This window comes from Mycobacterium sp. E2699, assembly GCF_001666745.1.
Taxonomy (GTDB): Bacteria; Actinomycetota; Actinomycetes; order Mycobacteriales; family Mycobacteriaceae; genus Mycobacterium.
Genome location: NZ_LZJH01000147.1, coordinates 71,479 through 94,753, shown reverse-complemented (window position 1 = coordinate 94,753; position 23,275 = coordinate 71,479). Strand labels below are relative to the sequence as shown.

Annotated in this window: 23 protein-coding genes and 1 pseudogene; 15 read left to right on the top strand and 9 right to left on the bottom strand. The window is 69.9% G+C overall.

Features of this window, described 5'->3' with window-relative positions:
* The first annotated feature begins 8 nt into the window (after window positions 1-8).
* From A5696_RS25685 to A5696_RS25655, 7 genes are read left to right on the top strand one after another with little or no spacing between them, the layout of a single operon-like run.
* On the top strand, window positions 9-1,148 hold the full coding sequence (locus A5696_RS25685) for a virulence factor Mce family protein (protein ID WP_067883861.1): 1,140 nt from the start codon (window positions 9-11) through the stop codon (window positions 1,146-1,148).
* Window positions 1,142-2,692, top strand: a complete 1,551-nt coding sequence (locus A5696_RS25680; RefSeq protein WP_067883859.1) for a virulence factor Mce family protein — start codon at window positions 1,142-1,144, stop codon at window positions 2,690-2,692. Before A5696_RS25685 ends, A5696_RS25680 begins: the two co-directional genes overlap by 7 nt.
* On the top strand, window positions 2,662-3,468 hold the full coding sequence (locus A5696_RS25675) for an Mce protein (protein ID WP_156738592.1): 807 nt from the start codon (window positions 2,662-2,664) through the stop codon (window positions 3,466-3,468). The genes A5696_RS25680 and A5696_RS25675 overlap by 31 nt, the downstream gene beginning before the upstream one ends.
* Window positions 3,465-4,454 carry an RDD family protein gene (locus tag A5696_RS25670; RefSeq protein WP_067883857.1) on the top strand — a complete coding sequence of 330 codons (990 nt, stop codon included), beginning with the start codon at window positions 3,465-3,467 and terminating at the stop codon, window positions 4,452-4,454. Before A5696_RS25675 ends, A5696_RS25670 begins: the two co-directional genes overlap by 4 nt.
* Window positions 4,451-5,005 carry a mammalian cell entry protein gene (locus A5696_RS25665; protein ID WP_067883856.1) on the top strand — a complete coding sequence of 185 codons (555 nt, stop codon included), beginning with the start codon at window positions 4,451-4,453 and terminating at the stop codon, window positions 5,003-5,005. Before A5696_RS25670 ends, A5696_RS25665 begins: the two co-directional genes overlap by 4 nt.
* Window positions 4,972-5,676 (top strand): mammalian cell entry protein, encoded by a 705-nt coding sequence (locus tag A5696_RS25660; RefSeq protein WP_067883854.1) that lies wholly within the window; start codon window positions 4,972-4,974, stop codon window positions 5,674-5,676. The genes A5696_RS25665 and A5696_RS25660 overlap by 34 nt, the downstream gene beginning before the upstream one ends.
* A gap of 3 nt (window positions 5,677-5,679) precedes the next feature.
* Window positions 5,680-6,423 (top strand): YoaK family protein, encoded by a 744-nt coding sequence (locus tag A5696_RS25655; RefSeq protein WP_067883852.1) that lies wholly within the window; start codon window positions 5,680-5,682, stop codon window positions 6,421-6,423.
* Here A5696_RS25655 and A5696_RS25650 read toward each other — a convergent pair.
* The 4 genes from A5696_RS25650 to A5696_RS25635 form a co-directional block, all read right to left on the bottom strand.
* Complete coding sequence (locus A5696_RS25650; RefSeq protein WP_156738591.1) at window positions 6,416-7,525, bottom strand: phosphodiester glycosidase family protein; 1,110 nt, start codon at window positions 7,523-7,525, stop codon at window positions 6,416-6,418. The two genes, A5696_RS25655 and A5696_RS25650, sit on opposite strands and share 8 nt — an antisense overlap.
* Window positions 7,526-7,604: 79 nt before the next feature.
* Entirely contained in the window at window positions 7,605-9,008 is a 1,404-nt protein-coding gene (locus A5696_RS25645) for a YhgE/Pip domain-containing protein (RefSeq protein WP_067883849.1), read from the bottom strand.
* 36 nt (window positions 9,009-9,044) lie between these two features.
* Complete coding sequence (locus tag A5696_RS25640; RefSeq protein WP_067883847.1) at window positions 9,045-9,770, bottom strand: pirin-like bicupin family protein; 726 nt, start codon at window positions 9,768-9,770, stop codon at window positions 9,045-9,047.
* A 10-nt stretch (window positions 9,771-9,780) separates the two neighbouring features.
* Window positions 9,781-10,593 carry a MarR family transcriptional regulator gene (locus tag A5696_RS25635; protein WP_067884228.1) on the bottom strand — a complete coding sequence of 271 codons (813 nt, stop codon included), beginning with the start codon at window positions 10,591-10,593 and terminating at the stop codon, window positions 9,781-9,783.
* Window positions 10,594-10,697: 104 nt separating this feature from the next.
* On the opposite strand from A5696_RS25635, the gene A5696_RS25630 reads away from it, so the two are divergent.
* Window positions 10,698-11,831: a dihydrodipicolinate reductase gene (locus A5696_RS25630; protein WP_197517086.1), complete on the top strand. Its 1,134-nt coding sequence runs from the start codon at window positions 10,698-10,700 to the stop codon at window positions 11,829-11,831.
* On the opposite strand, the gene A5696_RS25625 is transcribed toward A5696_RS25630, so the two are convergent.
* Entirely contained in the window at window positions 11,828-13,222 is a 1,395-nt protein-coding gene (locus tag A5696_RS25625; protein ID WP_067883845.1) for an alpha/beta hydrolase domain-containing protein, read from the bottom strand. The genes A5696_RS25630 and A5696_RS25625 overlap by 4 nt on opposite strands.
* Before the next feature lie 2 nt (window positions 13,223-13,224).
* Window positions 13,225-14,350, bottom strand: a pseudogene (locus tag A5696_RS25620) (sigma-70 family RNA polymerase sigma factor).
* On the opposite strand from A5696_RS25620, the gene A5696_RS25615 reads away from it, so the two are divergent.
* Genes A5696_RS25615 through A5696_RS25600 form a run of 4 tightly spaced genes read left to right on the top strand, consistent with a single transcriptional unit; the run spans window position 14,298 to window position 18,552 of the window.
* The gene (locus A5696_RS25615) at window positions 14,298-15,137 is read left to right on the top strand and encodes an alpha/beta hydrolase (protein WP_156738599.1); all 840 of its coding nucleotides are present in this window, start codon (window positions 14,298-14,300) and stop codon (window positions 15,135-15,137) included. The pseudogene A5696_RS25620 and the gene A5696_RS25615 overlap by 53 nt on opposite strands.
* A gap of 45 nt (window positions 15,138-15,182) precedes the next feature.
* On the top strand, window positions 15,183-15,932 hold the full coding sequence (locus A5696_RS25610; protein WP_067883840.1) for a DUF2786 domain-containing protein: 750 nt from the start codon (window positions 15,183-15,185) through the stop codon (window positions 15,930-15,932).
* Window positions 15,929-16,438 carry a TIGR04338 family metallohydrolase gene (locus A5696_RS25605; protein ID WP_067883839.1) on the top strand — a complete coding sequence of 170 codons (510 nt, stop codon included), beginning with the start codon at window positions 15,929-15,931 and terminating at the stop codon, window positions 16,436-16,438. Before A5696_RS25610 ends, A5696_RS25605 begins: the two co-directional genes overlap by 4 nt.
* Window positions 16,435-18,552 carry a beta-glucosidase gene (locus tag A5696_RS25600; protein WP_197517080.1) on the top strand — a complete coding sequence of 706 codons (2,118 nt, stop codon included), beginning with the start codon at window positions 16,435-16,437 and terminating at the stop codon, window positions 18,550-18,552. Before A5696_RS25605 ends, A5696_RS25600 begins: the two co-directional genes overlap by 4 nt.
* A gap of 47 nt (window positions 18,553-18,599) precedes the next feature.
* Here the strand turns inward: A5696_RS25600 and mymT are convergent, their stop codons facing one another.
* Entirely contained in the window at window positions 18,600-18,746 is a 147-nt protein-coding gene (gene mymT / locus A5696_RS27455) for a metallothionein MymT (protein ID WP_082956685.1), read from the bottom strand.
* A gap of 128 nt (window positions 18,747-18,874) precedes the next feature.
* Here mymT and A5696_RS25595 point away from each other — a divergent pair, with 128 nt between their 5' ends.
* On the top strand, window positions 18,875-19,552 hold the full coding sequence (locus A5696_RS25595) for an O-methyltransferase (protein WP_067884220.1): 678 nt from the start codon (window positions 18,875-18,877) through the stop codon (window positions 19,550-19,552).
* Here the strand turns inward: A5696_RS25595 and A5696_RS25590 are convergent.
* Complete coding sequence (locus A5696_RS25590) at window positions 19,539-20,522, bottom strand: nitronate monooxygenase family protein (RefSeq protein WP_067883837.1); 984 nt, start codon at window positions 20,520-20,522, stop codon at window positions 19,539-19,541. The two genes, A5696_RS25595 and A5696_RS25590, sit on opposite strands and share 14 nt — an antisense overlap.
* Before the next feature lie 121 nt (window positions 20,523-20,643).
* Between A5696_RS25590 and A5696_RS25585 the strand changes: the two genes are divergently transcribed.
* A complete protein-coding gene (locus A5696_RS25585) occupies window positions 20,644-21,084 on the top strand; it encodes an SPW repeat protein (RefSeq protein ID WP_067883835.1) in 441 nt (146 codons plus the stop codon).
* Here the strand turns inward: A5696_RS25585 and ilvD are convergent.
* On the bottom strand, window positions 21,081-22,817 hold the full coding sequence (gene ilvD / locus A5696_RS25580; RefSeq protein WP_067883834.1) for a dihydroxy-acid dehydratase: 1,737 nt from the start codon (window positions 22,815-22,817) through the stop codon (window positions 21,081-21,083). The two genes, A5696_RS25585 and ilvD, sit on opposite strands and share 4 nt — an antisense overlap.
* Before the next feature lie 77 nt (window positions 22,818-22,894).
* Between ilvD and A5696_RS25575 the strand changes: the two genes are divergently transcribed.
* The gene (locus tag A5696_RS25575) at window positions 22,895-23,185 is read left to right on the top strand and encodes a metal-sensitive transcriptional regulator (protein ID WP_067883832.1); all 291 of its coding nucleotides are present in this window, start codon (window positions 22,895-22,897) and stop codon (window positions 23,183-23,185) included.
* Window positions 23,186-23,275: the final 90 nt, after the last annotated feature.

Sequence of the window (23,275 nt, the reverse complement as noted above, 5' to 3'; positions counted from 1 at the left end):
CTCGTCGGATGCGTCACCGGGCCTGGCAGGGGCTGGTGCTCGGGGTGGCCGCGCTGGTGCTGAGCTCGTGCGGATGGAAAGGGATTTCCAACGTGGCGATCCCGGGCGGCCCGGGCAGCGGCTCGGGCGCGATGACCATCTATGTGCAGATGCCGGACACGCTCGCGATCAACGGCAACAGCAAAGTGATGGTCGCCGACGTCTTCGTCGGCTCGATCAAGGCCATCAACCTGAAGAACTGGGTGGCCACACTGACGCTCGGCATCGACAAGAACGTCAAGCTGCCGAAGAACGCGACGGCCAAGATCGGTCAGACCTCCCTGCTGGGTTCGCAGCACGTGGAGCTGGCGGCGCCGCCCAACCCGGTGGGGCAGCTCAAGGATGGCGACACCATTCCGCTGAAGAACTCGTCGGCGTTTCCCACCACCGAGCAGACCCTGGCGAGCCTGTCGCTGATCCTGCGCGGCGGCGGCATCCCGAACCTGGAGGTGCTGCAGAACGAGGTCTTCAACATCTTCAACGGCCGGGGCAACCAGATCCGGGCCTTCCTGGGCAAGCTGGATACCTTCACCGACCAGCTGAATCAGCAGCGAGATGACATCACCCACGCCATCGACTCGACCAACCGGCTGCTGGCGTACGTGGGTGGCCGGGCCGATGTGCTGGATCGGGTGCTGACCGACGTCCCGCCGCTGATCAAGCATTTCGCCGACACCAAGCAGCTGCTGATCAACGCCGTCGACTCGGTGGGACGGCTCAGCCAGGCCGCCGACCAGTATCTGTCGGAGGCGAGAGCACCGCTGCACCAGGATCTGCAATCGCTGCAGTGCCCGCTGAGGGAGCTCGGCCGGGCGTCGCCGTATCTGATCGGGGCGCTGAAGCTGATTCTGACGCAGCCCTACGACATCGACACCATCCCGAAGCTCATGCGCGGCGACTACCAGAACGTTTCGATCACCCTGGACGTCACCTACAGCTCGATCGACAACGCGTTCCTGACCGGCACCGGGTTGTCGGGGGCGCTGCGGGCGCTCGAGCAGTCGTACGGGCGCGACCCGGAGACGATGATCCCCGACGTCCGCTACACGCCGAACCCGAACGACGCGCCCGGCGGGCCCCTGGTGGAGAGGGCGGATAGGAATTGCTGACTCCTTTCATCAGACGCCAGCTGATCGCGTTCGGGATCCTGACCGTGGTCTCGATCCTGGTGCTCGGTGTGTACTACCTGCAGATCCCGAGCCTGGTGGGCATCGGGCGGTACACGCTCAAGGCCGACCTGCCCGCCTCCGGTGGCCTGTATCCGACGGCGAACGTGACCTACCGCGGCGTCACCATCGGCAAGGTCACCGACGTCGAGCCCACCGAATCGGGCGCGCAGGCGACGATGAGCATCGACAGCCGGTACAAGATCCCGAGCGATGCGGTCGCGAACGTGCACTCGGTGTCGGCGGTGGGTGAGCAGTATCTGGACCTGGAGTCGACCGGCAACCCGGGCAAGTACCTCTCGTCCGGGCAGACGATCACCAGGGGCACCGTGCCCGCCGAGATCGGGCCCGCGCTGGACACCGCCAACCGGGGGCTGGCCGTCCTGCCCAAGGAGAAGATCGGCCAGCTGCTCGACGAGACGGCGCAGTCCGTGGGTGGGCTGGGCCCCGCCCTGCAGCGGCTGGTCGACTCGACCCAGGCGATCGTGGGTGACTTCAAGACGAACATCACCAACGTGAATGACATCATCCAGAACTCCGGGCCGATCCTGGACAGTCAGGTCAACTCCAACGCCGCGATCGAGCGCTGGGCGCGCAACCTGAACAACCTGTCCGCGCAGGCCGCCCAGGAGGACGGGCACCTGCGCAGCGTGCTGCGCCAGGCGGCGCCGACGGCCGACCAGGTCAACTCGGTGTTCAACGACGTGCGCGACTCGCTGCCGCAGACGCTGGCGAACCTCGAGGTGGTGTTCGACCTGCTGAAGCGCTACCACACCGGTGTGGAGCAGGTGCTGGTCTTCCTGCCGCAGGGCGCCTCGATCGCGCAGACGGTGGCAGCGCCGTTCCCGAACCAGGCCGCGCTCGACCTGGCGTTGTCGATCAACCAGCCCCCGCCCTGCCTGACCGGCTTCATTCCGGCGCCGGAGTGGCGGTCACCGGCGGACACCAGCCTGGCGCCGTTGCCGTCGGGCACCTACTGCAAGATTCCGATGGAGACCCCGGCCAACAGCGTGCGCGGATCGCGCAACATCCCGTGCACCGACGTCCCGGGCAAGCGGGCGGCCACGCCGCGGGAGTGCCGGGACCCCAACCCGTACGTGCCGGCGGGCACCAACCCCTGGTACGGGGACCCGAACCAGATCCTGACCTGCCCCGCCCCCGCGGCGCGCTGCGATCAGTCGGTGCGGCCCGGCATGGTGATTCCGGCACCGTCGGTCAACAACGGCCTGAACCCGGCGCCGTCGGACCGGGTCCCGGGCACGCCGCCGCCGACCAGCGACCCGCTGTCGCGGCCGGGAAGCGGCACGGTGCAGTGCAACGGCCAGCAGCCCAATCCGTGTGTCTACACTCCGAGCGGGCCCCCCGCCGCCATCTACAGTCCGCAGAGCGGTGAACTGGTGGGGCCCGATGGGGTGAAATACTCCGTCGAGAACTCGACCAAAACAGGAGACGACGGATGGAAGGAGATGCTGGCGCCGGCCGGCTGAACCCCCCACCCATGCCGAGGTTTCGTCGACTGCGCAGGCCCTCCCAAAGATCCAGTCCGAAGATCGACCAGGAGCCGGCGGCTGCTGAGGAACCCACCCCGGAGCTGACGGCCGAGGACCCGGAGGCCGCCGAAGCCCAAGCGACGGCCCCGGCGGCCGTCGACGCGGTGCCGGAACCGGAGGGCGAAGCCGGGGAGACGAGCCCGGAGGCGCCGGCGGAGCATGCGCCGGTGGCCGAGGTCGAAACCGCCGCTGCGGCCGCCGGCGTCGAGCGCCGGTCGTCGCGACTGGGTCGCTGGTGGCTGGCCGGCATCGCCGCCGCGCTCATGCTGCTGGCCGCCGGCCTGGGGGCGGGCGGCCACTTTGCCCTGCGCTACCACCACCAAAGCCAGGTGATCGCCCGCAACGACGCCGCGGCGCTCAAGGCGGCGGTGGATTGTGTGTCGGCGACTCAGGCGCCCGACACCAATGCGATGGTCCAGAGCGAACAGAAGATCATCGAGTGCGGCACGGACGCGTACCGCTCCCAGGCGCTGCTGTACACCAACATGATCGTTCAGGCCTACCAGGCCGCCAACGTTCACGTTCAGGTCTCCGATGCGCGCGCGGCGGTGGAGCGTAACAACGACGACGGCACGGTCGACGTGCTCGTCGCGATGCGCGTCAAGGTGTCAAGCGACCAGTCGCAAAAGGAAACTGGCTACCGCCTGCGGGTGAAGATGGCATTCGCCGAGGGGCAGTACCGGATTTCCAAGCTCGACCAGGTGACGAAGTGACGGTGGTGGTCGAGGAGATTCCGGCTCGGACTGAAAACACGGCGGCCGTACCGGAGTCACCGCGGGACACCTTGGCGCCCTGGCAAATTCGAGCTGCCGCGTTCGCCGTCGACGTCGTGCCGTGCGTCGCCGTGGCGACGACGATGGCGTTGGTCGCCTGGACCGTCGCCGCGTACTCCGCTTGGTGGTGGGTGTGTGTCTCGGTCGGTGGCCTGGCCATCCTGCTGATGTTGGCCGACCGGTTGATGCTGCCAACCCTTACCGGGTGGAGCCTGGGACGCGGCCTGTTCGGAATCGCCGTGGTCCGCCGCGACGGCACGGCCATCGGGCCGTGGGGGCTGCTGCTGCGGGATCTGGCCCACCTGCTCGACACCGCATCGGTAGTGGGATGGCTTTGGCCGCTGTGGGATTCGCGGCGCCGCACGTTCGCCGACATGCTGCTGGGCACCGAAGCGCGCCGCGTCGAACTCGACGACGAGGCGCCGGGAAAGTTGCGGCGCTGGACCGCGATGGTGGTGCTGATCGCGACGGCGGTGTGCCTCGCCGGGGTGGCCGTGAGCTACCTGGTGGTGTACTCCCGCGATCGGGCGAGCGAGCAAAGCAGGGCGCAGATCGAGGCGCAGGGGCCCAAGATGGTCGCGCAGATGCTGACGTACGACCCGAAGTCGTTGCGCGACGACTTCGCTCGTGCCCGGTCGCTGGCGACCGACAAGTACCGAAGCCAGCTGGCGGCGCAGCAGGACGTGGTCGAGAAGGGCAATCCGGTCATCAACGAGTACTGGCCCACCGACTGGTCGGTGCAATCGGTCACGCCGGATCGCGCGACGATGCTGCTGTTCCTGCAGGGGCGGCGTGGCGTGGGACCCGGCGAGCGCTACATCAGCGCGACCGTTCAGGTGGAATTCGCCAAGGGCGCGGACGCGCATTGGCGCGTTGACGACCTCGCCGTGCTGACCAGACCGAAACCGCCGGAGAACGGAAAATGAGCCCCCGCCGCAGGTTTGAGCCCGGCGCGGAGTCGCTGCTCGTGGCGCGCCCGGTGCCGGCGTCGCGACCGCGGTGGATGCCCGCCGTCGGCGCGGGCGCCGCGGTGCTGATGGTCGTGTCGATCGCGGCATGCACGCTGATGCTGATTTCTCACGAACGCCGTGCGCGCCTCGCGTCGAAGGAGCGCGAGGTGCTCGCCTACGTGGGCGGGTTCATGACGCAGTTCACCTCCATCGACCCCTATCACGCCAACGACTATGTGAACCGGGTATTGGCCCAGGCGACAGGTGATTTCGCCAAGCAGTACCACGACAAGGCAAACGAGATCCTGCTGCAGGTCGCCCGGGCCGAACCCGCGACCGGCACCGTCCTGGGCTCCGGCGTGGAACGGTGGAACGACGACGGCAGCGCCACGGTGATGGTGGCCACCGACGTGACCTCCAAGTCGCCGGACGAAAAGCAGGTATTCGACAACACCAATCGTTGGACGGCAACCGTCACGCAGGAAGGGAATCAGTGGAAGATCAGCAACCTGCTGCAGGTGACCTGACCGCCGACGCGGAAGAGACCGAAGAATCCTCCGGTGAAGACGCCGCGGAGACCAGCGAAAGCGCCGACGGGGCAACCGAATCCGCCGACGCTGCCACGCCGGACGAAGAAGAGGCGGCGACGGACGCCAACAAAAAGCGACCCCGGCGCAAGATCCTGGCCGGCAAGCGGCTCGCCATCGCGATCGCGTTGGCCGCCGTGCTGTTCGTCGGCTCCGCGGCGTTCGCGGGCGCGGCGATGCAGCCGTACCTGAGCGATCGCGCCACGACCGCGACAAAGCTGAAGGTGGCGCGCACCGCTGCCAACGCCATCACGACGTTGTGGACCTACACCCCGGAGAACATGGACGGCCTCGCCGATCGCGCGGCGGTCTACCTCAGCGGTGACTTCGAGGCCCAGTACCGCAAGTTCCTCGACGCGATCGTTGGCCCCAACAAGCAGGCCAAGGTGACCAACAGCACCGAAGTCACCGGCGCAGCGGTCGAATCGCTGGACGATCCAAATGCCATCGTCATCGTGTACACCAACACCACGTCCACCAGCCCGCTGACCAAGAACATCCCGTCGCTGAAATACCTGTCCTATCGGCTGTTCATGAAGCGCACAGGCGGGCGCTGGCTGGTGACGAGGATGACGACCATCACCTCGCTGGACCTGACCCCGCAGGTCTAGCCCGTGCCCGTCGCGTCACCGGTCTCCGAACGCGCGACCGTCGCGGCGCTGCTGCTGCTGACCTTCGCCACCGGCCTGGCCGACGCGATCAGCATCCTGGTACTCGGCCACGTCTTCGTGGCCAACATGACCGGCAACGTGATCTTCCTCGGCTTCTGGCTGGCCCCGCGAACCAACATCGACCTGACGGCGGTCGTGGTGGCCCTGCCCACCTTCGTCTGCACCACGATCGTCAGCGGCCGGCTGGCACGGCATTTCGGTGGGCGGACGCGACCGTGGATCACCACGGTGCTGGGCAGCGAGATCGTGTTACTGGTGACGCTGTCGATCCTGGCCGGCGGCGGCGTGCTGCACTACCACGACAACAGCAAGCTGGTCATGATCGGGCTGCTCGCGGTGACCTTCGGCTTGCAGCACTCGAGCGCGCGCCAGTTCGGCATCCAGGAGCTGTCCACCACGGTGTTGACGTCGACGATCGTCAGCCTCGGCCTGGACAGTCACCTGGCCGGCGGGACCGGCGCCCGCGAAAAGCTGCGCTTCAGCGTGGTTTTCACGATGTGCGCCGGCGCCCTGGTCGGCGCGACGATGTCGCGATTCGTCGTCGCCCCGGTGTTCGCGGTCACGGCGGCGGTCGTCGCGACCAGCCTGCTGATCTTCCGCCTGGGACCGCCGCCGTCGAGGTCTAGCGGCGATCGCGAGGGCGGCGAAGCCGGGCGAAGCGGGTCGCCGCCGTCGAGGTCTAGTTGAAGGCCAGCCAGCTCGGCAGCGCCCGCTCGTGCGAGTCGCACAGCACCTCGCGGGTGTCGCACGATCCCCGCGGCGACCCGGCGCCTGCCCACATGCCGCCGGTGTCGCGCCGCAGCACGATGGCCGACGACCCGCCGCCGTCGAGCAGCACCGCGGTGTCGCTGCCCAGGCCGCGGAACAGGTCCTGGATGTTGTCCGGCGTGTAGCTGCCGCCCTCGAAGATGTACATCTCGTCGCGTTGCTTGACGTAGGCCAGCGCCGTCCGCGCCGCGCTGGGACCGCCGTCGTTGAGCTGCCCCGTCTTGCCGGGCGACAGCAGGCCGATCCCCGACACGGCGACGAACCGTTCGTTGCGGTTCAGGAGGTCCTGGACGACCGGGGTGGCGACGTCGTAGTCCTGGGGGCTCTTGGGGCGCAACACATACGGCGCGGCGCCCGACGGCAGGATCATCGTCGACAGGGCGCTCCAGCTCTCGCCGCCGCCGGAGAGGCCCTGCTTGCCCGGATACGCGACGGTGCCGGTGACCGCCTGGTTCGCCCGGCCCTGGCCGCGGGTGTTGTCGACGAAGGCGCCCAGCGGGGAGCTGCAACCGGTCTGGCGCCAGGAGCCGGCCTTCTGCGGCCGGATGTCGAAGAAGTTGGCGTTGATGGCGATCGTCGGCTGCCCGAGCCGCTGCCATGCCTGCAGCGGCGGGTAGATCTCCGACGCCTGCCACAGGCCCTCGCCGGTGCGGGCGCCGGGGTTGTTCTCGCAGCGCGCCTGGTCGCCCTGGTGGGTGTCGACGAGCAGGTGCGGCGCGAGCCGTCCCGCCGCGTTCTTGATGATCATCAGGTGCCCGCCGTTGTTCATCTCGTACCAGCTGCCACCGGCGTTGAGCATCGGCGTGGGGTGACCGGGACCGAAGTTGTACACGAGGTAGGAGCCCTTGGTGGTCTCGATGGCGTTGGCCAGCAGGTCACGCCCGTCGGCGGCGCGCGCGACGGGTTGCCCCGCGGTGCTCGCCAGCACCGCGCATGCCGCCACGGCGGTGCAGCAGGCCGCCAGCCGGCGCAGGCTGGCAAGGGGCGTGAGCACGGTGGACCTTTCGGCACTGATGGCTATGCAACATCAATAGCATCAGTCACACCAGTCACACTGTCAATTTTGATAACGAACGCGTGACGCTTAGGGCGCGTCCGAATTACGTTTGCTCGCTTGGGCTTTCACTCTCGGTGTCGACCACGCCAGCTTGGCTTTCGGCGGCGCTCTCGCGCTTGTTCACCCGCGCCTGATGCTCCGCCTGGTGTTGGGCGGCGATCGCCAGCTCGACCGCGCCCGGGATCCGGTGGAAGCCCTGGCGGTCGTAGAGACGCGTGATGATGCCGCCCAGCAACAGGCCGATCACCAGCCCGATCGCCGTCAACCACAACGCCTGGGACAGACCGCTATCCGCGCGGCCGTCGAGATAGACCAGCGACCGCACGCCCAGGAAAACCTGGTGCATCGGCTCGAATTCGGCCAGCCAACGAAAGAACTGTGGCGTGGCCTCCAGCGGGACGGTGGCGCCCGCGGACGGCAGCCCGAGGATCACGAAGATCAGCATGCTGACCAGCAGGCCCATCGAGCCCAGCACCGACAGTATCGAACTCGACGTGATGCCCACCGCGATGATCGCGAACACCCCGAATGCCCACAATTGCCAGCCGAGCGGAATGGGCATGCCGAGCCCGTGGGCGATCGCCAGGTACACCGCCGACGTCAGCAGCGCCAGCACCACCATGATGGCCCACTTGAGCAGCAGCGTCTGGAAGCGCGAGATCCTGACCTGCTCGGCGAAGCGGTACACCGGGCCCCACTCGGCCGGCACGTAGCCCAGCAGCGCGTCCACCAGCGTGCTGACCACGACGCTGCCGGTGAACCCGGCGAGCAGCAGCAGGAGCGCGAAATAGAAGGCAGACAACCCGTTACCGGTGCCGTTCGGCAACGGCTTGTACACGCTCGCCTTGATCTCGATCGGATTGGCCAGGCCGAGCGCCGACGCACCGGTCAACGGCGCGCCGCCGGTCTGCGCGGCGACATCGGCCGTAAGCCGTTGGCCCGCTTTGCCGTTGGCCGCGGTCATCGCCTGGGTCAGGGTCTGTCCGGCGATGCTCGACCCGAGGGTGCCCGCCCGCGGGTTCGTGGCGATGGTGACCGACGGCCGGGTCGCACGGCCGGGAGTGACCGCGCTGGCCCCGTATTCGCGCAAATTGGACGAGAAGGTAGGTGGGATCACCATTTCGGCGTAGACCCGGGCGGTGTCCAGCTGTCGCTGCGCCTCGTCGTGCGACACGACGCGGACGTCGAACTTTTCCTTGTCCAGCCCGGCGACGAGGCCATCGGTGATCTGGCCCCCGAACGGGCCGGCGTCCTCGTTGACCACGGCGATCGGGAAGTGCCGCAGGTTGGTCATCGGGTTCAGGATGCCCCCGAGATAGAGCGCGCACAGCGCCGACATCAGCGCCAGGGTGACAACGATGGGCAGCGCCCAGAACCGCACGGTCCGAACCGCCGTGATGTTCCGCTTGGGGTTGGGCGCCGCGTGCCGCGGCTGCGATTGAGACATGCGGGCTCCTGTCTGTCGTGCCCACTCTATGTGGTCTCAGGCGCCCAACTCCGCATGCATCTCCCAGATCAGCAGCTCCGCCGGGTCGCTCGCTGTGACGCGCGTCCCGTCGGCGTCGGTGCACCGGACGGCGTCGCCGGCCTCGAGGACACCGATTTCCGCCGCGTCGACCCGGCCTCGCGCGACGAATAGGTGCAGGTAGGGCGCCCGCGGCAGGTCCACCGAGTCACCGGGTGCCAGCCGCGCGGCGTGCAGCGCGGCGGCGCGGTTGTGCAGCGTGATGGCGGCCGCACTGCCGGGGATGCCTGAGGCGATGGTCACAAGACCGCCCGAGAGGTCCCTGTCGCCGATCTCGTGCTGCTGGTAGCTGGGTGTGATGGACGTCTCGTCGGGGACCACCCACATCTGCACGAAATGCACTGGTTCCGTTGGGGAGTCGTTCTTCTCCGAGTGCAGGATGCCGCTGCCCGCCGACATGCGTTGGGCCAGGCCGGGATAGATCACCCCGCGGTTGCCGGCGGAATCCCGGTGTGTCAGTTCGCCACTGAGGACCCAGGTCACGATCTCCATGTCCCGGTGCGGGTGCGTGTCGAATCCCGTTCCGGGCGCCACGATGTCGTCGTTGTTCACCAGCAGCAACCCGTGGTGGGTGTTGTCGGGGTCGTAGTGGCCGCCGAACGAGAACGAATGCCGCGACCGCAGCCAGGGCGTCGTGGTGACGGCCCGGTCGGCCGCCCGCCGGATCTCCGCGGTGGCAGGCATGGGTTCCAGCCTAGGCCAACATTCCCTGCGCGCGATGCAGCGCGGCGTCGAGCGCGGCCAGCGTCAGGCCGGCCGGGCGCCCCAGGTGGATCTCGATCTGGTACTCCGGCTGGCCGTCCCGGCCGAACACTGGCAGCACAATGAATTCCGTTGAGGCAAGCTCGTTTTCGAGTTCATGCGTGACGGATTGCAGCGTAACCATCGTCATCAGGGTGGTGAGCTGGCGCGTCACCCGCGCGGTCGGCTCCAGCGACGCGAGCACGTCGGCCAGGCGGTGGTGCAGCGAGGAGTGGGTGTCGTCGAAGCGCCATGCGCCGTAACCGCGGGCCCGGATGTCGGCGAGCACCCGCTGGTGCCCGGCGATTTCGGCGCGCGCCAGCCGCGGTGTGACGCGGCGCAGCCAGGCCTCCACGAAATCGGCCTCGCGCCACGCCATCGCGACGAGACCGAACGGCGGGTCGATGGGGAAACGCTGGCCGACGGCGTGCTCGCCGTCGGTGCCGTGGCCGACCGCGTCGACCGTGACCAGGTGGCGGTCACCGATGCGCGACATCGAGCAGCCGGCGCCGAGCGTGTCGTGCAGGAAGCGCAGCGCGTCGCGGCCGCGGTCCAGCAGGGGGAACTGCCCGCGCAGCCCATGCACCAGGCCGAACAAGCCACTGCCCAGCACGTAGCGGCGGTCTTCGCACCGTGCCACCCAGCCGCGCCCCTCCAGCTCCGCCAGCACCAGGGCGCAGGTCGAGCTGCTGATGCGGCAGAGCTTCGCCAGTTCCGCCGACGTGCGCCCGCCCGGTGAATCCGCCAGTGCGCCAAGCACATCCATCACGCGGGCGGTCGGCGGCGACTTGGTGGTTGACTCACCCACGCGCAGCTCCCTACGATCCGTCCAAAATCCAACGCTTAGCGTCCTAATATTAGGAGAACATGGTGGTCAAGGTGGGGGTTTGGGGGCCGGGTTCCATGGGCGTGATCGCCCTGCGCGGCGTGATCGACCATCCGGAGCTGGAGCTCGTCGACCTCGTCGTGCACAGCGACGCCAAAGCCGGTCGCGACGCCGGAGAACTGTGCGGGATCGCTCCGGTGGGGGTCGTCGCCACCCAGGACCCGGCCGCGATGCTCGCCGGCGACGCCGACGCGGTGGTGTACGCCGCGGGTGCCAACCTGCGTCCGCTCGACGCCGTCGAGGACATGGCGTCGATCCTGCGGTCCGGCAAGAACGTCGTGTCGTGCTCGGTGGTGCCGCTGGTATTTCCCGACGCCCTCGATCCGGCGTTCACCGATCCGCTGCGGCGGGCGGCGCTGGACGGGGGCGTGTCGTTCTTCACCACCGGCATCGACTCGGGATTCGCCAATGATATGCTGCCGCTGGTGCTTTCGGGGGTTTCCCGGGCGATCGAGTCCGTGCGGGTGACCGAGATGTTCAACTACGCCACCTACCCGGACCGCGCCGCGGTCTACGAGATCCTCGGTTTCGGCCAGCCGCCGGAGTACCAGGCCTTCGCGGCCCAGCCGGGAATCTTCACCTTCGGCTGGGGGCCCGTGCTGCACCAGCTGGCCGCCGGGCTGGGCGTCGAGATCGACAACATCGAGGAGAGCAACGAACGCATCGCCGCCGCCGAGTCCTTCGACACGCACACCGGCCACATCGCGGCGGGAACGATCGCGGCCATGCGCTCCACGCTGACCGGATATGTCCGTGGGAAGCCGACTTTCGTCCTCGACCACGTGACGCGGATGCGCGACGACATCGCCCCCGACTGGCCCCAGCCGCACATCTCCATCCCGCCCAAGGATCTCGGCTACGGCCCCGCGTCGGGACGAGGCCTGTATCGCGTCGAGATCGAGGGATCGCCGACAATGCGGTGCGAATTCGAGATGGCCGAGGACCACGACCACGACCTCGGCGCGCGCATCGCCGGCGCGTCGCGGATGGTCAACGCCATCCCCGCGGTCTGTGCGGCGCCGCCCGGCCTGCTGTCGGCGCTGGACGTGCCGCTGATCACCGGCGCGGGCCTGGTCCGCTCGGTGGCGGGACCGGCGCCCGACAGCCGGCTGTTCTAAGCGGGATACGTCGCGGCGGCGAGCTCGAGGATCTCGGCGCGGTCGGCCGGCAGGATGAACCCCGATCCGATCGCCCGGTCCAGCGCCGCGGTGAAGCCGTCGAGGTACTGCTCGGCCCCACCCGGATACAGCCGGCGCAACGTCGCGGCGTCGAACGGTTCGCCGGAGCCGAAGATCGCCGCCATGACGCCGTCCCCGTCGGCGATCCCGGACGTCCGGGCGATCGGCACGTCCACCCACGGGGTCCGAACGCCGCCCCGGGCCAGGCCGTCGGGATCCAGCACGGGCCGGGGCAGATCGCCGTCGCGTACCTCGATGGGTGGGGCCGCGGGCGCCGGCTCGCCGGTTCGCACCCAGTTGTGCAGCGCGGCGAGCGCCGCCTGCACCACGTAATGGTGCTGCGGGCCGAAGTTGATGAAATGCCCCAGCCGCTGGCCCATCAGCATCCTCGTCGGCGCGTAGGCGGCCACGATGGCATCAACCGGAGCGGAGCCGTCGTCGATGGGCGCCACCTGGATCGTGTAGTTGTCGGCGTGCGCTGCGCCGGCGATCTCCCAGACCCGCAGCGAATGGTCGTCGGGCTGGCGCGCGAAGTAATAGCCGTGCCGGGGGCCGCCGAACAGGTCGGTCTCGGTGATGATCGTGACCACCGGGACGCGCAGGTCGGCGCGGAACGCGACCGCGTCCGGCACGCCGGCCTGCGATTCGTCGAAGATGGACATGCCGTCCAGCGGCGCGGCCGAGCCGAACCGCGAATGCACCAGGAAGCCGTCGTAGCTTCGGGCGAGCGGATCGATGGCGTTGACGTAGGTGGTCAAAAACATCGCCGATTGCGACTCGCCCACGGCGATCACGTGGCGCACACCGAGCTCGCCCAGCGCGCCGGTGCGGACGAGTTCGCCCGCCTGGGAGAAGATGTCGTAGGAAAACTCGTCGCCGGGGTGGTGCAGGGGCGCATACCGCGCCGGGTCCCGGCTCTTCAGGGACATGTCCGCGCCGAGCAGGCTCGCGCCGCCCTCCACCCCCACCCGCTGGGCCGAGACCGCGACGTAGGCGTAGCCCGCGCGCAGGATCTCGCGATGGGCCATCATCCAGACGGCCGGGGCATCGATGCCGCCGCTGACGTTCAGCCATTCCACGAGCACCGTCCCGTTGAAACGAGCCGGCTCGGTCGGGGTCAACACCACCATGCGCGTGGTGTATTCGGCTGTGCGATCCGGTGTTACGTGCCAGCGGCCGTCGGATGCCAACGCGGCGGTGGGGGTGTAGGACGAGGCCGTTCCGGAGACGAAGAACTCCTCGGCGGCGTAGCCCAGGGCGGTGATGTCGAAGGCGCCCAGCAACAGCAGCGGTTTCCCGGGCGCGGGGGCGGCGTTCGGGGGATTCGGCATCGTCACAGGGAAGCGGGCAGCCCGAACTTGGGGAACAACGCGCCGTCGAGGAATGCCACCACGCGCGCCACGCGGCCGTCGACCACGTCGAGCACGTGCAGCTGAAATGGCACGTGCACGTCGCCGGCGCGCATGTACATGGCCGCGGCGGGCTGGCCGTTGGCGACCAGGGGAAGCAGGCGCATGTCCCCGGGGTGCTCGGCGGGGCACTGCTGGTGGATGAGCGTGACGATGTCCCGCGCACCCCGGTACCAGCCGACGTACGGCGGCATCTCCCAGACCGCCTCGGCGGTGAACAGGTCGACCAGCCGGTCGATGTCATACGCCTCGAACGCGGCGATGTAGCGGTCCAGCAGGTCCTGCGCCTCGACCGAATCGGGCGGCGTCAGCCGGTCGCCCGCGCTGGGCTGCACGGCCTCGAGCTGGGCGCGGGCCCGCTGCAGCAGGCTGTTGACCGCGGTGGTGGTGGTGCCGATCGCCGCGGCCACCTCGGCGGCCTTCCACTGCAGCACGTCGCGCAGCAGCAGCACCGCCCGCTGCCGGGGCGAAAGGTGTTGCAGCGCGGCGACGAACGCCAACCGCACCGACTCGCGCGACCCGACGATGACCGACGGGTCGGCCGGGTCGTCCGTCAGCTCCGGCAGGGGCTCCAGCCAGGGCACCTCGCGGCGCTCCACCAGCTCGGCCGTCGGGTCCGAGCTGGGCTGGCCCAAGCCGGTGGGCAGCGGCCGCCGCTCGCGGCCCTCCAGCGCGCTCAGGCAGGTGTTGGTCGCGATGCGGTGCAGCCAGGTCCGCATCGAGGACCTGCCCTCGAAACGGTCGTACGCCTTCCAGGCCCGCAGCAGCGTCTCCTGCACCAGATCCTCGGCGTCGTGCAACGACCCGGTCATCCGGTAGCAGTGCGCGAGCAGTTCGCGGCGGTACGGCTCGGCGTCGGTGGAGAAGTCCCCGCCGACCGCCGAGTCACCGCCAAGGTCCCCGGCGTTTTCGGTGAGCAGCCTCACGCGCACGAGCCTACGCAGGGTGTCCGACAGTGTCTCGGTCAAGGCCCGCCCCCCGAGCCACTACGCTGCCTCTGATGGCTACGCGCACTGAACGGACCTTCGACGGCGTCGGCGGCGTGCGCATCGTCTACGACGTCTGGACGCCGGACACCGCGCCGCGGGCGGTGGTCGTCCTGTCGCACGGTCTCGGCGAGTATGCCCGCCGCTACGACCACGTCGCGCAGTGCTTCGGCGGCGCGGGGCTGGTCACCTACGCGCTGGACCACCGCGGGCACGGCCGCTCCGGCGGCAAGCGCATGCTCGTGCGGGACATCTCCGAGTACACGACGGATTTCGACACCCTGGTCCGCATCGCCACCCGGGAACACCCCGGCCTCAAATGCGTCGTGCTCGGGCACAGCATGGGCGGCGGGATCGTGTTCGCGTACGGCGTCGAACGCCCGGACAGCTACGACCTGATGGTGCTCTCGGCGCCGGCGGTGGCCGCCCAGGACCTGGTGTCGCCGCCGATGGTGCTCGCGGCCAAGGTGCTCGGCGTCGTGGTGCCCGGCCTTCCGGTGCAGGACCTCGACGTCGACGCGATCTCCCGCGACCCCGCGGTGGTGGCCGCCTACAACGCCGACCCGCTGGTGTACCACGGGAAGGTGCCGGCCGGCGTCGGACGGGCGCTGATCCAGGTCGGCGAGACCATGCCGCAGCGGGCGCCGGCGCTCACCGCGCCGCTGCTGGTGGTGCACGGCTCCGACGACCGGCTCATCCCCGTCGCCGGCAGCCGCCGGCTGGTGGAATGCGTCGGGTCCACCGACGTCGAGCTGAAGGTCTACCCCGGGCTGTACCACGAGGTCTTCAACGAGCCGGAGCGCGACCAGGTGCTCGGCGACGTGGTCTCCTGGATCACCGCCCGGCTGTGACCGGCCGTCGGCAAACTGTCGTCCCGCTGAAGTAGTTTGGCGCGTATGACCGACGACAAGATGCTGGCCCGGATCGCCGCGCTGCTGCGTCAGGCCGAGGGGACCGACAACGCGCACGAGGCGGACGCCTTCATGAGCGCCGCGCAACGGCTGGCGACGGCGGCCTCCATCGACCTCGCGGTCGCCCGTTCGCACGCGGCCAAACGCTCGCCGGTGCAGGCGCCGACGCAGCGGACCATCACCATCGGCGCGGCCGGCACCCGGGGGCTGCGGACGTATGTGCAACTCTTCGTGGTGATCGCGATGGCCAACGATGTGCGCTGCGACGTGGCGTCGAACTCGACGTTCGTCTACGCCTACGGATTCGCCGAGGACATCGACGCGACCCACGCCCTCTACGCCAGCCTGGTCGTCCAGATGGTGCGGGCCTCGGACGCCTACCTCGCGTCCGGCGCGCACCGCCCGACGCCGACGATCACCGCCCGGCTCAACTTCCAGCTCGCGTTCGGGGCCCGCGTCGGCCAGCGCCTGGCCGAGGCCCGCGAGGAGGCCACGCGTGCGGCCACCGCGGATCGCCGCCGTCCGCCCGGAACCGCTATCGCGTTGCGCGACAAGGAGCTCGAGCTGCGGGACTTCTACCGGGGCGCGTCGAAGGCGCGCGGCACCTATCAAGTGAGTCGCGCGACGGCGGGGTATTCGTCGGCGGCGCGGCGCGCTGGCGACCGGGCCGGCCGGCGGGCGCGGCTCGGGAACAGCCCCGAACTGCCCGGCGCCCGGAGCGCATTGCGACGGTGACTCGGGCCGGCGGCGCCCGCGATTCGCAGCGCGCCAAGGTATATGCGGCCGAGGACTTCGTCCGCACGTTGTTCGACCGTGCCGCCGAGCACGGCTCTGCGGCGGTGGACTTCTTCGGCACGCAGCTGACGCTGCCGCCCGAGGCCCGATTCGGCTCGGTCGCCTCCGTGCGACGCTACGTCGACGAGGTGCTGGCGCTGCCGTCGGTGCGACGCCGTTGGCCCGGCGTGTCGCCACTGAAGGTACGGTCGCGGCGGGCCGCCACCGCGGCCCACTACGAAAGCCAGGACGGCGCAGGCACTATCGCGGTGCCCGACCGCGACACCGCCGACTGGGCGTTGCGCGAGCTGGTGGTGCTGCACGAGGTTGCGCATCACCTGTGTCAGGCCGAGCCGCCGCACGGCCCCGAGTTCGTCGCGACGATCTGCGAGTTGAGCGAGCTGGTGATGGGGCCGGAGGTGGGGCACGTGCTGAGGGTCGTGTACGCCAAAGAGGGTGCGCGGTGAGCGATCCGGACGCCCGGGCCCGCGACGTCGAGTCCCAGATGACCGACGACGAGCGGTTCTCGCTGCTGGTCGGGGTGATGGGCGCCAGTGAACTGTTCCCCCGGCGCGACGACCGCATCCCCGCCGGCGTGCCGATGAGCGCCGGGTACGTGCCCGGGATCCCCCGGCTCGGCGTGCCGGCCCTGCTGATGAGCGACGCCGGGCTGGGCGTCACCAACCCGGGCTACCGCCCGGGTGACACGGCCACCGCGTTGCCGGCCGGCCTGGCCCTCGCCGCCAGCTTCAACCCGGCGCTGGCCCGCGCCGCCGGGGAGGTGATCGGCCGGGAGGCGCGCAGCCGCGGGTTCAACGTGCAGCTCGCCGGCGCCATGAACCTCGCGCGCGACCCCCGCAACGGCCGCAACTTCGAATACCTCTCCGAGGACCCGCTTTTGACCGCCGCAATGGCGGCCGAGTCGGTCACCGGGATCCAGCAGCAGGGCGTCATCTCGACGGTCAAGCACTACTCGCTGAACTGCAACGAGACCAACCGGCACTGGCTGGACGCCGTCATCGATCCCGACGCGCACCGCGAATCCGACCTGCTGGCGTTCGAGATCGCCATCGAGCGCTCCCGGCCCGGAGCCGTCATGACGGCCTACAACAAGGTCAACGGCGATTACGCGGCCGCCAACGACGCCTTGCTCAACGGGGTGCTGAAGGGTGCGTGGGGATACCGCGGCTGGGTCATGTCCGACTGGGGTGCCACCCCGAGCTGGCAATGCGCGCTGGCCGGCCTCGACCAGGAATGCGGCGCGCAGATCGACGAGCTGCTGTGGGATGCCGAGGCGTTCGGCGAGCCGCTGCGCGCCGCCTACGCCGACGGCCGGTTTCCCCGACGGCGGCTGTCGGACATGGTGCGGCGAATCCTGCGGTCGATATTCGCCGTCGGCGTCGACCGGAACGACGCCGCGCCCGCGCCGGACATGCACGCGCACAACGAGATCGCGTTACGGGTCGCCCGTGAGGGGATCGTGCTGCTCGTCAACCGGGGGGTGCTGCCGCTGTCGCCCGAGTCGACGGCGCGCATCGCGGTCATCGGTGGCCACGCGCAACTCGGGGTCGCGGCCGGATACGGGTCGAGCGCCGTCGTCCCCGCCGGCGGTTACGCGGCCGTGATCCCGCTCGGCGGTGCGGGTTTGGAGGCCGGCATGCGCAGCCTGTACGTGCTGCCGTCGAGCCCGCTGCGGGAGCTGGGCAAGCTCCTTCCGCACGCGCGCATCGAGTTCGATCCCGGGGTGACGCCGGCCGAGGCGGCGCTGGCGGCGCGGCGGGCCGACGTCGCGATCGTGTTCGCCGTCCGCGCCGAAGGGGAGGGCTTCGACGCCGCCGACCTCTCGCTGCCGTGGGGCCAGGACGCGCTGATCGCCGCCGTCGCGGCCGCCAACCCGAACACCATAGTGGTGCTGGAGACCGGCAACCCGGCGGACATGCCCTGGCGCGACTCGGTGAACGCGGTCGTGCAGGCGTGGTATCCGGGTCAGGCGGGTGGCCGGGCGATCGCGGAAGTGCTTGCCGGGAGGGTGAATCCGTCGGGCCGGCTGCCGATCACGTTCCCGGTCGACCTGGGCCAGACGCCGCGGCCGGAACTCCCCGGCCTCAGCGTCCCGTGGGGCACGCCGACCACCATCGACTACGTCGAAGGGGCCGACGTCGGCTACCGCTGGCACGCCAGGCGCGGCCTGGCGCCGATGTTCGCGTTCGGTCATGGCTTGTCCTACACCAGCTTTGAGTACGACGACCTGGTGGTCCGCGGCGGGAACACGATCAGCGCAAGTTTCAGCGTCGTCAACGTCGGCGGCCGCGACGGGGCCGACGTCCCGCAGCTGTACCTGACCGCGGCCGCCGGCCGACAGTGCTTGCGGCTGCTCGGATTTCAGCGGGTCGAACTCGAGCCGGGCGCGACCCGCCGGGTGACCATCGAGGCCGACGCCCGCCTGCTCGCCCGTTACGACGGCGGCGCGCAAACCTGGCGCATCGAGCGGGGCGGCTACACGGTGGCGGTCGGCGCGTCGGCGGTCGCGCTGCACCTGTCGGCCGGGGTCGAACTGGCCGGTCGCGCGTTCGGGCGGTGATCGCCACGACTCTTGACGGCCCGAACGCGCGACCGGCGGGCCCTGGGCTACTCGACCGGGGTCAGCTCGTCGCCGCAGGTGCAGCGGTACGGCTCACCGGCGCCGGAGCAGTGGCACGGCACCTCGATGCGAACGCGACATCCGCAGCCCTCGTGGCCACACGTCAACAGGGTTCCCGCGTCATAGGTCGCCATCTTTTCATCACCCTTCTCTGTGTTGTGGACTCACACGTTGTGGAACACCACGCGGCCACTCTATACCCCCCACGGGTATATCGTAAATAGGCGGCGCGAAGCGCGCCGGGCCCGGTAGCGTGGACGTCATGAGCCACGACCCCACACCGCAAGACGTCGACGCATTCCTGGACAGCACGGTGGTCGGCGAAGATCAGGCCCTGATCGCGGCGCTGGAGGCCAGCGACGCGGCCGGCCTGCCCAAGATCGCGGTCTCGGCGCAGCAGGGCAAGTTCCTGTCCTTGCTGGCCGGTGCGATCGGCGCGCGGCGCATCCTCGAGATCGGCACGCTGGGCGGCTTCAGCACCATCTGGCTGGCGCGCGGAGCGGGACCCGAAGGTCGCGTGGTGACGCTGGAATACGAGCGCCGGCACGCCGAGGTCGCGCGCTCCAACCTGCAACGGGCCGGCGTGGGCGACCGCGTCGAGGTGATCGTCGGCGCCGCGCTGGACACCTTGCCGACCCTGAACGGCGAGCCCTTCGACCTGGTGTTCATCGACGCCGACAAGGAGAACTACGCCGCATATCTCGAGTGGGCGGTCCGGCTGGCTCGTCCCGGATCAGTCATCGTGGTGGACAACGTCATTCGTGAGGGGCGCATCCTGGATGCGGAGTCCGACGACGCCCGGGTGCAGGCGACGCGGCAGACGTTGCAGGCGATGGGCGAGCACCCGCGGCTCGACACGGCGGTGATCCAGACCGTCGGGGCCAAGCACTGGGACGGTTTCGCGGTCGCGCTGGTGCGCAACGGCGTCAGCGCGGCGTGAGGTCCTCGACGGCCTGCTCGGCGGAGGTGAGTTCGTCGATGCGCAGCGCGGTTTCGCCCGCGTACAGGGCGGCGCTGTCCAGCCGGGACTCGGGCATCCCGGCCACCGGGGCCAGCGGTGTGAAGACCGGGACGGCCGGCGACTGCAGGCGCATCAGCGCGCCCGCGTCGAAATAGCCCAACACCGACAGCGGGCGGCTGGCCGCGTTGAGGGCGGCGGGCAGCGCCTTGGCCCTCCCGTCGGCGCCGCACCAGCGGCGGGTGGCCGCGTTGGGCACCACCCGGTGGCGCAACGGCCAGCTCAGCCCGAAAAGGTTCGTCTCAATCGTCCTGTCCGCCTGCAGGACCCGTTGCTGATAGCCCCGGCTCGCGTTGGCCTCGTGCGTCAGGAGGAACCGCGTGCCGGCGATGACGCCGGCGGCGCCGGCATCCAGCGCGGCGCGGGTGTCGGCGGCGGTGGCGATGCCGCCGGCCAGGAAGACCGGTCGGTTGCCGGCCACCCCCATGGCGTGGGGCAGGAAGTCCAGGGCCGGCATCGTTCCCACCAGGTGGCCGCCGGCCTCCCGGCCCTGGGCGATCAAACCGTCGGCGCCCCAGGCGATTGCGACGCGCGCCTGCGCCTCGGTGCCGACCATCACGAAGACGAACACTCCCGCGTCGCGCAGGTGCTCGACGAGTCCCCGCTTTTCGCCGAACGCAAGCACCACCACGTCCACGCGGGCGTCCACGCACGCCGCGACGTGGTGGCGATGAACGAAGGGCAGCAACAGGTTCACCGCAACCGCGCGCCCGGGCGCCTCGGCGCGCACCCGACCGATCCACGCCCGCAATTGGCGTGGGGTGGCGATGCCGAGCGTTCCGAGGCCGCCCGCTTTGGCGACCGCGGCCGCCAGCGGCGCGGTCGCCAGGCCGCCACCCATTCCGGCCTGGCCCACCGGAACGTCGAGCCGCAATCGGTCGGCGATGTCCACGACTTACGACGCTACGCGGTTGGTCGATCGGGCGTAATCTTGACAGCGGATGGATGGGTTGCAGCGCGGCCCACTGTGCTTGTCGCACAACGAGCTTGCTGCATTACAGAAAGGTCACAAAATGAGCACGGTCCATTCATCAATCGATCACCACCCCGATCTGTTGGCCCTGCGCGCGAATTACGAGCGCGTCGCCGAGTCGACGAGTGCGCATGTCACCTTCGGCGTGGCCCTGCTGACGGGCCTGTACGTCGCCGCGTCGCCGTGGATCGTCGGGTTCAGCGCGACGGCACCGCTCGCCACGTCCGACCTCATCGCGGGGCTCGCGGTGGCATTCCTGGCGTACGGGTTCGCCACGGCGCTGGACCGCGCGCACGGCATGACCTGGACGCTGCCGGTGCTCGGCGTCTGGCTCGTCGTGTCGCCGTGGGCCCTGCGCGGTTTCGAGCCGACGACGGGCATGATCTGGTCGAACGTCGTCGCGGGTGCGCTGCTGACGGTCGTCGGCCTCAACGCCGCCTATTTCGGCATGCGCACGCGCGAGGCGGCGACCCGGGGCTAGCCGCAGACCGCGCCGATCGCCGCCGAGCTGACCAGCTTGACGTACTTGGCCAACACCCCGGTCTTGTAGCGGGGCGGCGGAGGGCTGAAATCCCTTCGCCGTGACTCGAATTCGGCCGGATCGGCGAGCACGTCCAGGGTGCGGCCGGCCACGTCGAGGCGGATTTGGTCGCCGTCGCGCAGCAGGGCGATGGGTCCGCCGTCGACGGCCTCCGGCGCGACGTGTCCCACGCACAGCCCGGTCGTGCCGCCGGAGAACCGGCCGTCGGTCAGCAGCAGCACGTCCTTGCCCAGCCCGGCGCCCTTGATCGCACCGGTGATGGCGAGCATCTCGCGCATGCCGGGGCCGCCCTTGGGGCCCTCGTAGCGGATCACCACGGCGTCGCCCTTGGTGATGGTGCCGTCCTCGAGGGCGTCCAGCGCGGCGCGCTCGCCGTCGAAAACCCTTGCGGTGCCTTCGAACACGTCGGAGTCGAACCCGGCCGTCTTGACCACCGCGCCTTCGGGAGCCAGTGATCCGTGCAGGATGGTGATGCCGCCGGTCGGGTGGATCGGGTTGTCCAGGGCCCGCAGCACCTTGCCGTCCGGGTCGGGCGGTGCGATGGCGGCCAGGTTGTCGGCCACGGTCCGGCCGGTGACCGTCAGGCAGTCGCCGTTCAGCAGGCCCGCGTCCAGCAGCGCCTTCATGATCACCGGCACGCCGCCGATGTGGTCGACGTGGGACATGACATGCCGGCCGAACGGCTTGACGTCGGCCAGGTGCGGCACCTTCGACCCGATCCGGCTGAAGTCGTCGAGGGTGAGCGCGACTTCGGCCTCGTGGGCGATGGCCAGCAGGTGCAGCACCGCGTTCGTCGAGCCGCCGAACGCCATCACCACCGCGATCGCGTTGTCGAAGGCCTCCTTGGTGAGGATGTCGCGCGCGGTGATGCCGCGCCGCAGCAGCTCGACGACGGCCTCGCCGCTGCGGCGCGCGAACCCGTCGCGGCGCCGGTCGGTCGCCGGCGGCGCGGCGCTGCCCGGCAGCGACATGCCGAGCGCCTCGGCGGCGCTGGCCATGGTGTTGGCGGTGTACATGCCGCCGCACGCGCCCTCGCCGGGGCAGATCGCCCGCTCGATGGCGTCGACGTCCTCGCGGGGCATCAGGCCGCGGGCGCACGCGCCCACCGCCTCGAACGCGTCGATGATCGTGACCTCACGCTCGCTGCCGTCGGACAGCTTGGCCACCCCCGGCAGGATCGAGCCGGCGTAGAGGAACACGGCCGCCAGGTCCAGCCGCGCGGCGGCCATCAGCATGCCGGGCAGCGACTTGTCGCAGCCGGCCAACAGCACCGAGCCGTCGAGCCGCTCGGCCTGCATCACGGTCTCGACGCTGTCGGCGATCACCTCGCGGGACACCAGCGAGAAATGCATCCCCTCGTGCCCCATCGAGATGCCGTCGGAGACCGAGATGGTGCCGAACTCGAGGGGGTAGCCGCCGGCCGAGAACACGCCCTCCTTGACCGCCGTGGCGAGCCGGTCCAGCGAGAGGTTGCACGGCGTGATCTCGTTCCAGGACGACGCGACCCCGATCTGCGGCTTGGCGAAGTCCTCGTCGCCCATGCCGACGGCGCGCAACATGCCCCGGGCGGCGGCCTTCTCCAGGCCGTCGGTGACGTCACGGCTGCGCGGTTTGATGTCGGCATCCCTTTTCGGTGGCGCCGAATCCGTGGGTGTGGCCTGCCCTGAATTCATCGTGCAAGTATGCCGGGGCGATCGCCCCCGCAGACGCGCGGGTCATACCCCGTCGGGGTATGGGGTAGACTCGAGCGGTGACGAGCGCACACGGATATTCGCAGCAGAAGGACAACTACGCCAAGCGGCTGCGGCGCATCGAGGGACAGGTGCGCGGGATCGCGCGGATGATCGAGGAAGACAAATACTGCATCGACGTCCTCACCCAGATCAGCGCCGTCAACAGCGCCCTGCGCTCGGTGGCGCTGAACCTGCTCGACGAGCACCTGGGCCACTGCGTCACGCGCGCGGTGGCCGAGGGCGGCGACGATGCCGACGAGAAGCTGGCCGAGGCGTCGGCAGCGATCGCGCGCCTGGTGCGGTCCTGACCGCTCGTCGGTGGGCGTGTTGAACCGCTAACTCGCGGGAACCTATTGTTGCGGTGCGTACGGTAGGTGCAGCGTGATCTCGCCCAGCAG

Coding starts and splice junctions, on each gene's coding strand:
- A5696_RS25685 (WP_067883861.1), top strand. CDS start 9: ATGCGTCACCGGGCCTGGCAGGGGCTGGTGCTCGGGGTGGCCGCGCTG.
- A5696_RS25675 (WP_156738592.1), top strand. CDS start 2,662: ATGGAAGGAGATGCTGGCGCCGGCCGGCTGAACCCCCCACCCATGCCG.
- A5696_RS25665 (WP_067883856.1), top strand. CDS start 4,451: ATGAGCCCCCGCCGCAGGTTTGAGCCCGGCGCGGAGTCGCTGCTCGTG.
- A5696_RS25645 (WP_067883849.1), bottom strand. CDS start 9,008: ATGTCTCAATCGCAGCCGCGGCACGCGGCGCCCAACCCCAAGCGGAAC.
- A5696_RS25640 (WP_067883847.1), bottom strand. CDS start 9,770: ATGCCTGCCACCGCGGAGATCCGGCGGGCGGCCGACCGGGCCGTCACC.
- A5696_RS25635 (WP_067884228.1), bottom strand. CDS start 10,593: ATGGATGTGCTTGGCGCACTGGCGGATTCACCGGGCGGGCGCACGTCG.
- A5696_RS25625 (WP_067883845.1), bottom strand. CDS start 13,222: ATGCCGAATCCCCCGAACGCCGCCCCCGCGCCCGGGAAACCGCTGCTG.
- A5696_RS25610 (WP_067883840.1), top strand. CDS start 15,183: ATGACCGACGACAAGATGCTGGCCCGGATCGCCGCGCTGCTGCGTCAG.
- mymT (WP_082956685.1), bottom strand. CDS start 18,746: ATGGCGACCTATGACGCGGGAACCCTGTTGACGTGTGGCCACGAGGGC.
- A5696_RS25595 (WP_067884220.1), top strand. CDS start 18,875: ATGAGCCACGACCCCACACCGCAAGACGTCGACGCATTCCTGGACAGC.
- A5696_RS25585 (WP_067883835.1), top strand. CDS start 20,644: ATGAGCACGGTCCATTCATCAATCGATCACCACCCCGATCTGTTGGCC.
- ilvD (WP_067883834.1), bottom strand. CDS start 22,817: ATGAATTCAGGGCAGGCCACACCCACGGATTCGGCGCCACCGAAAAGG.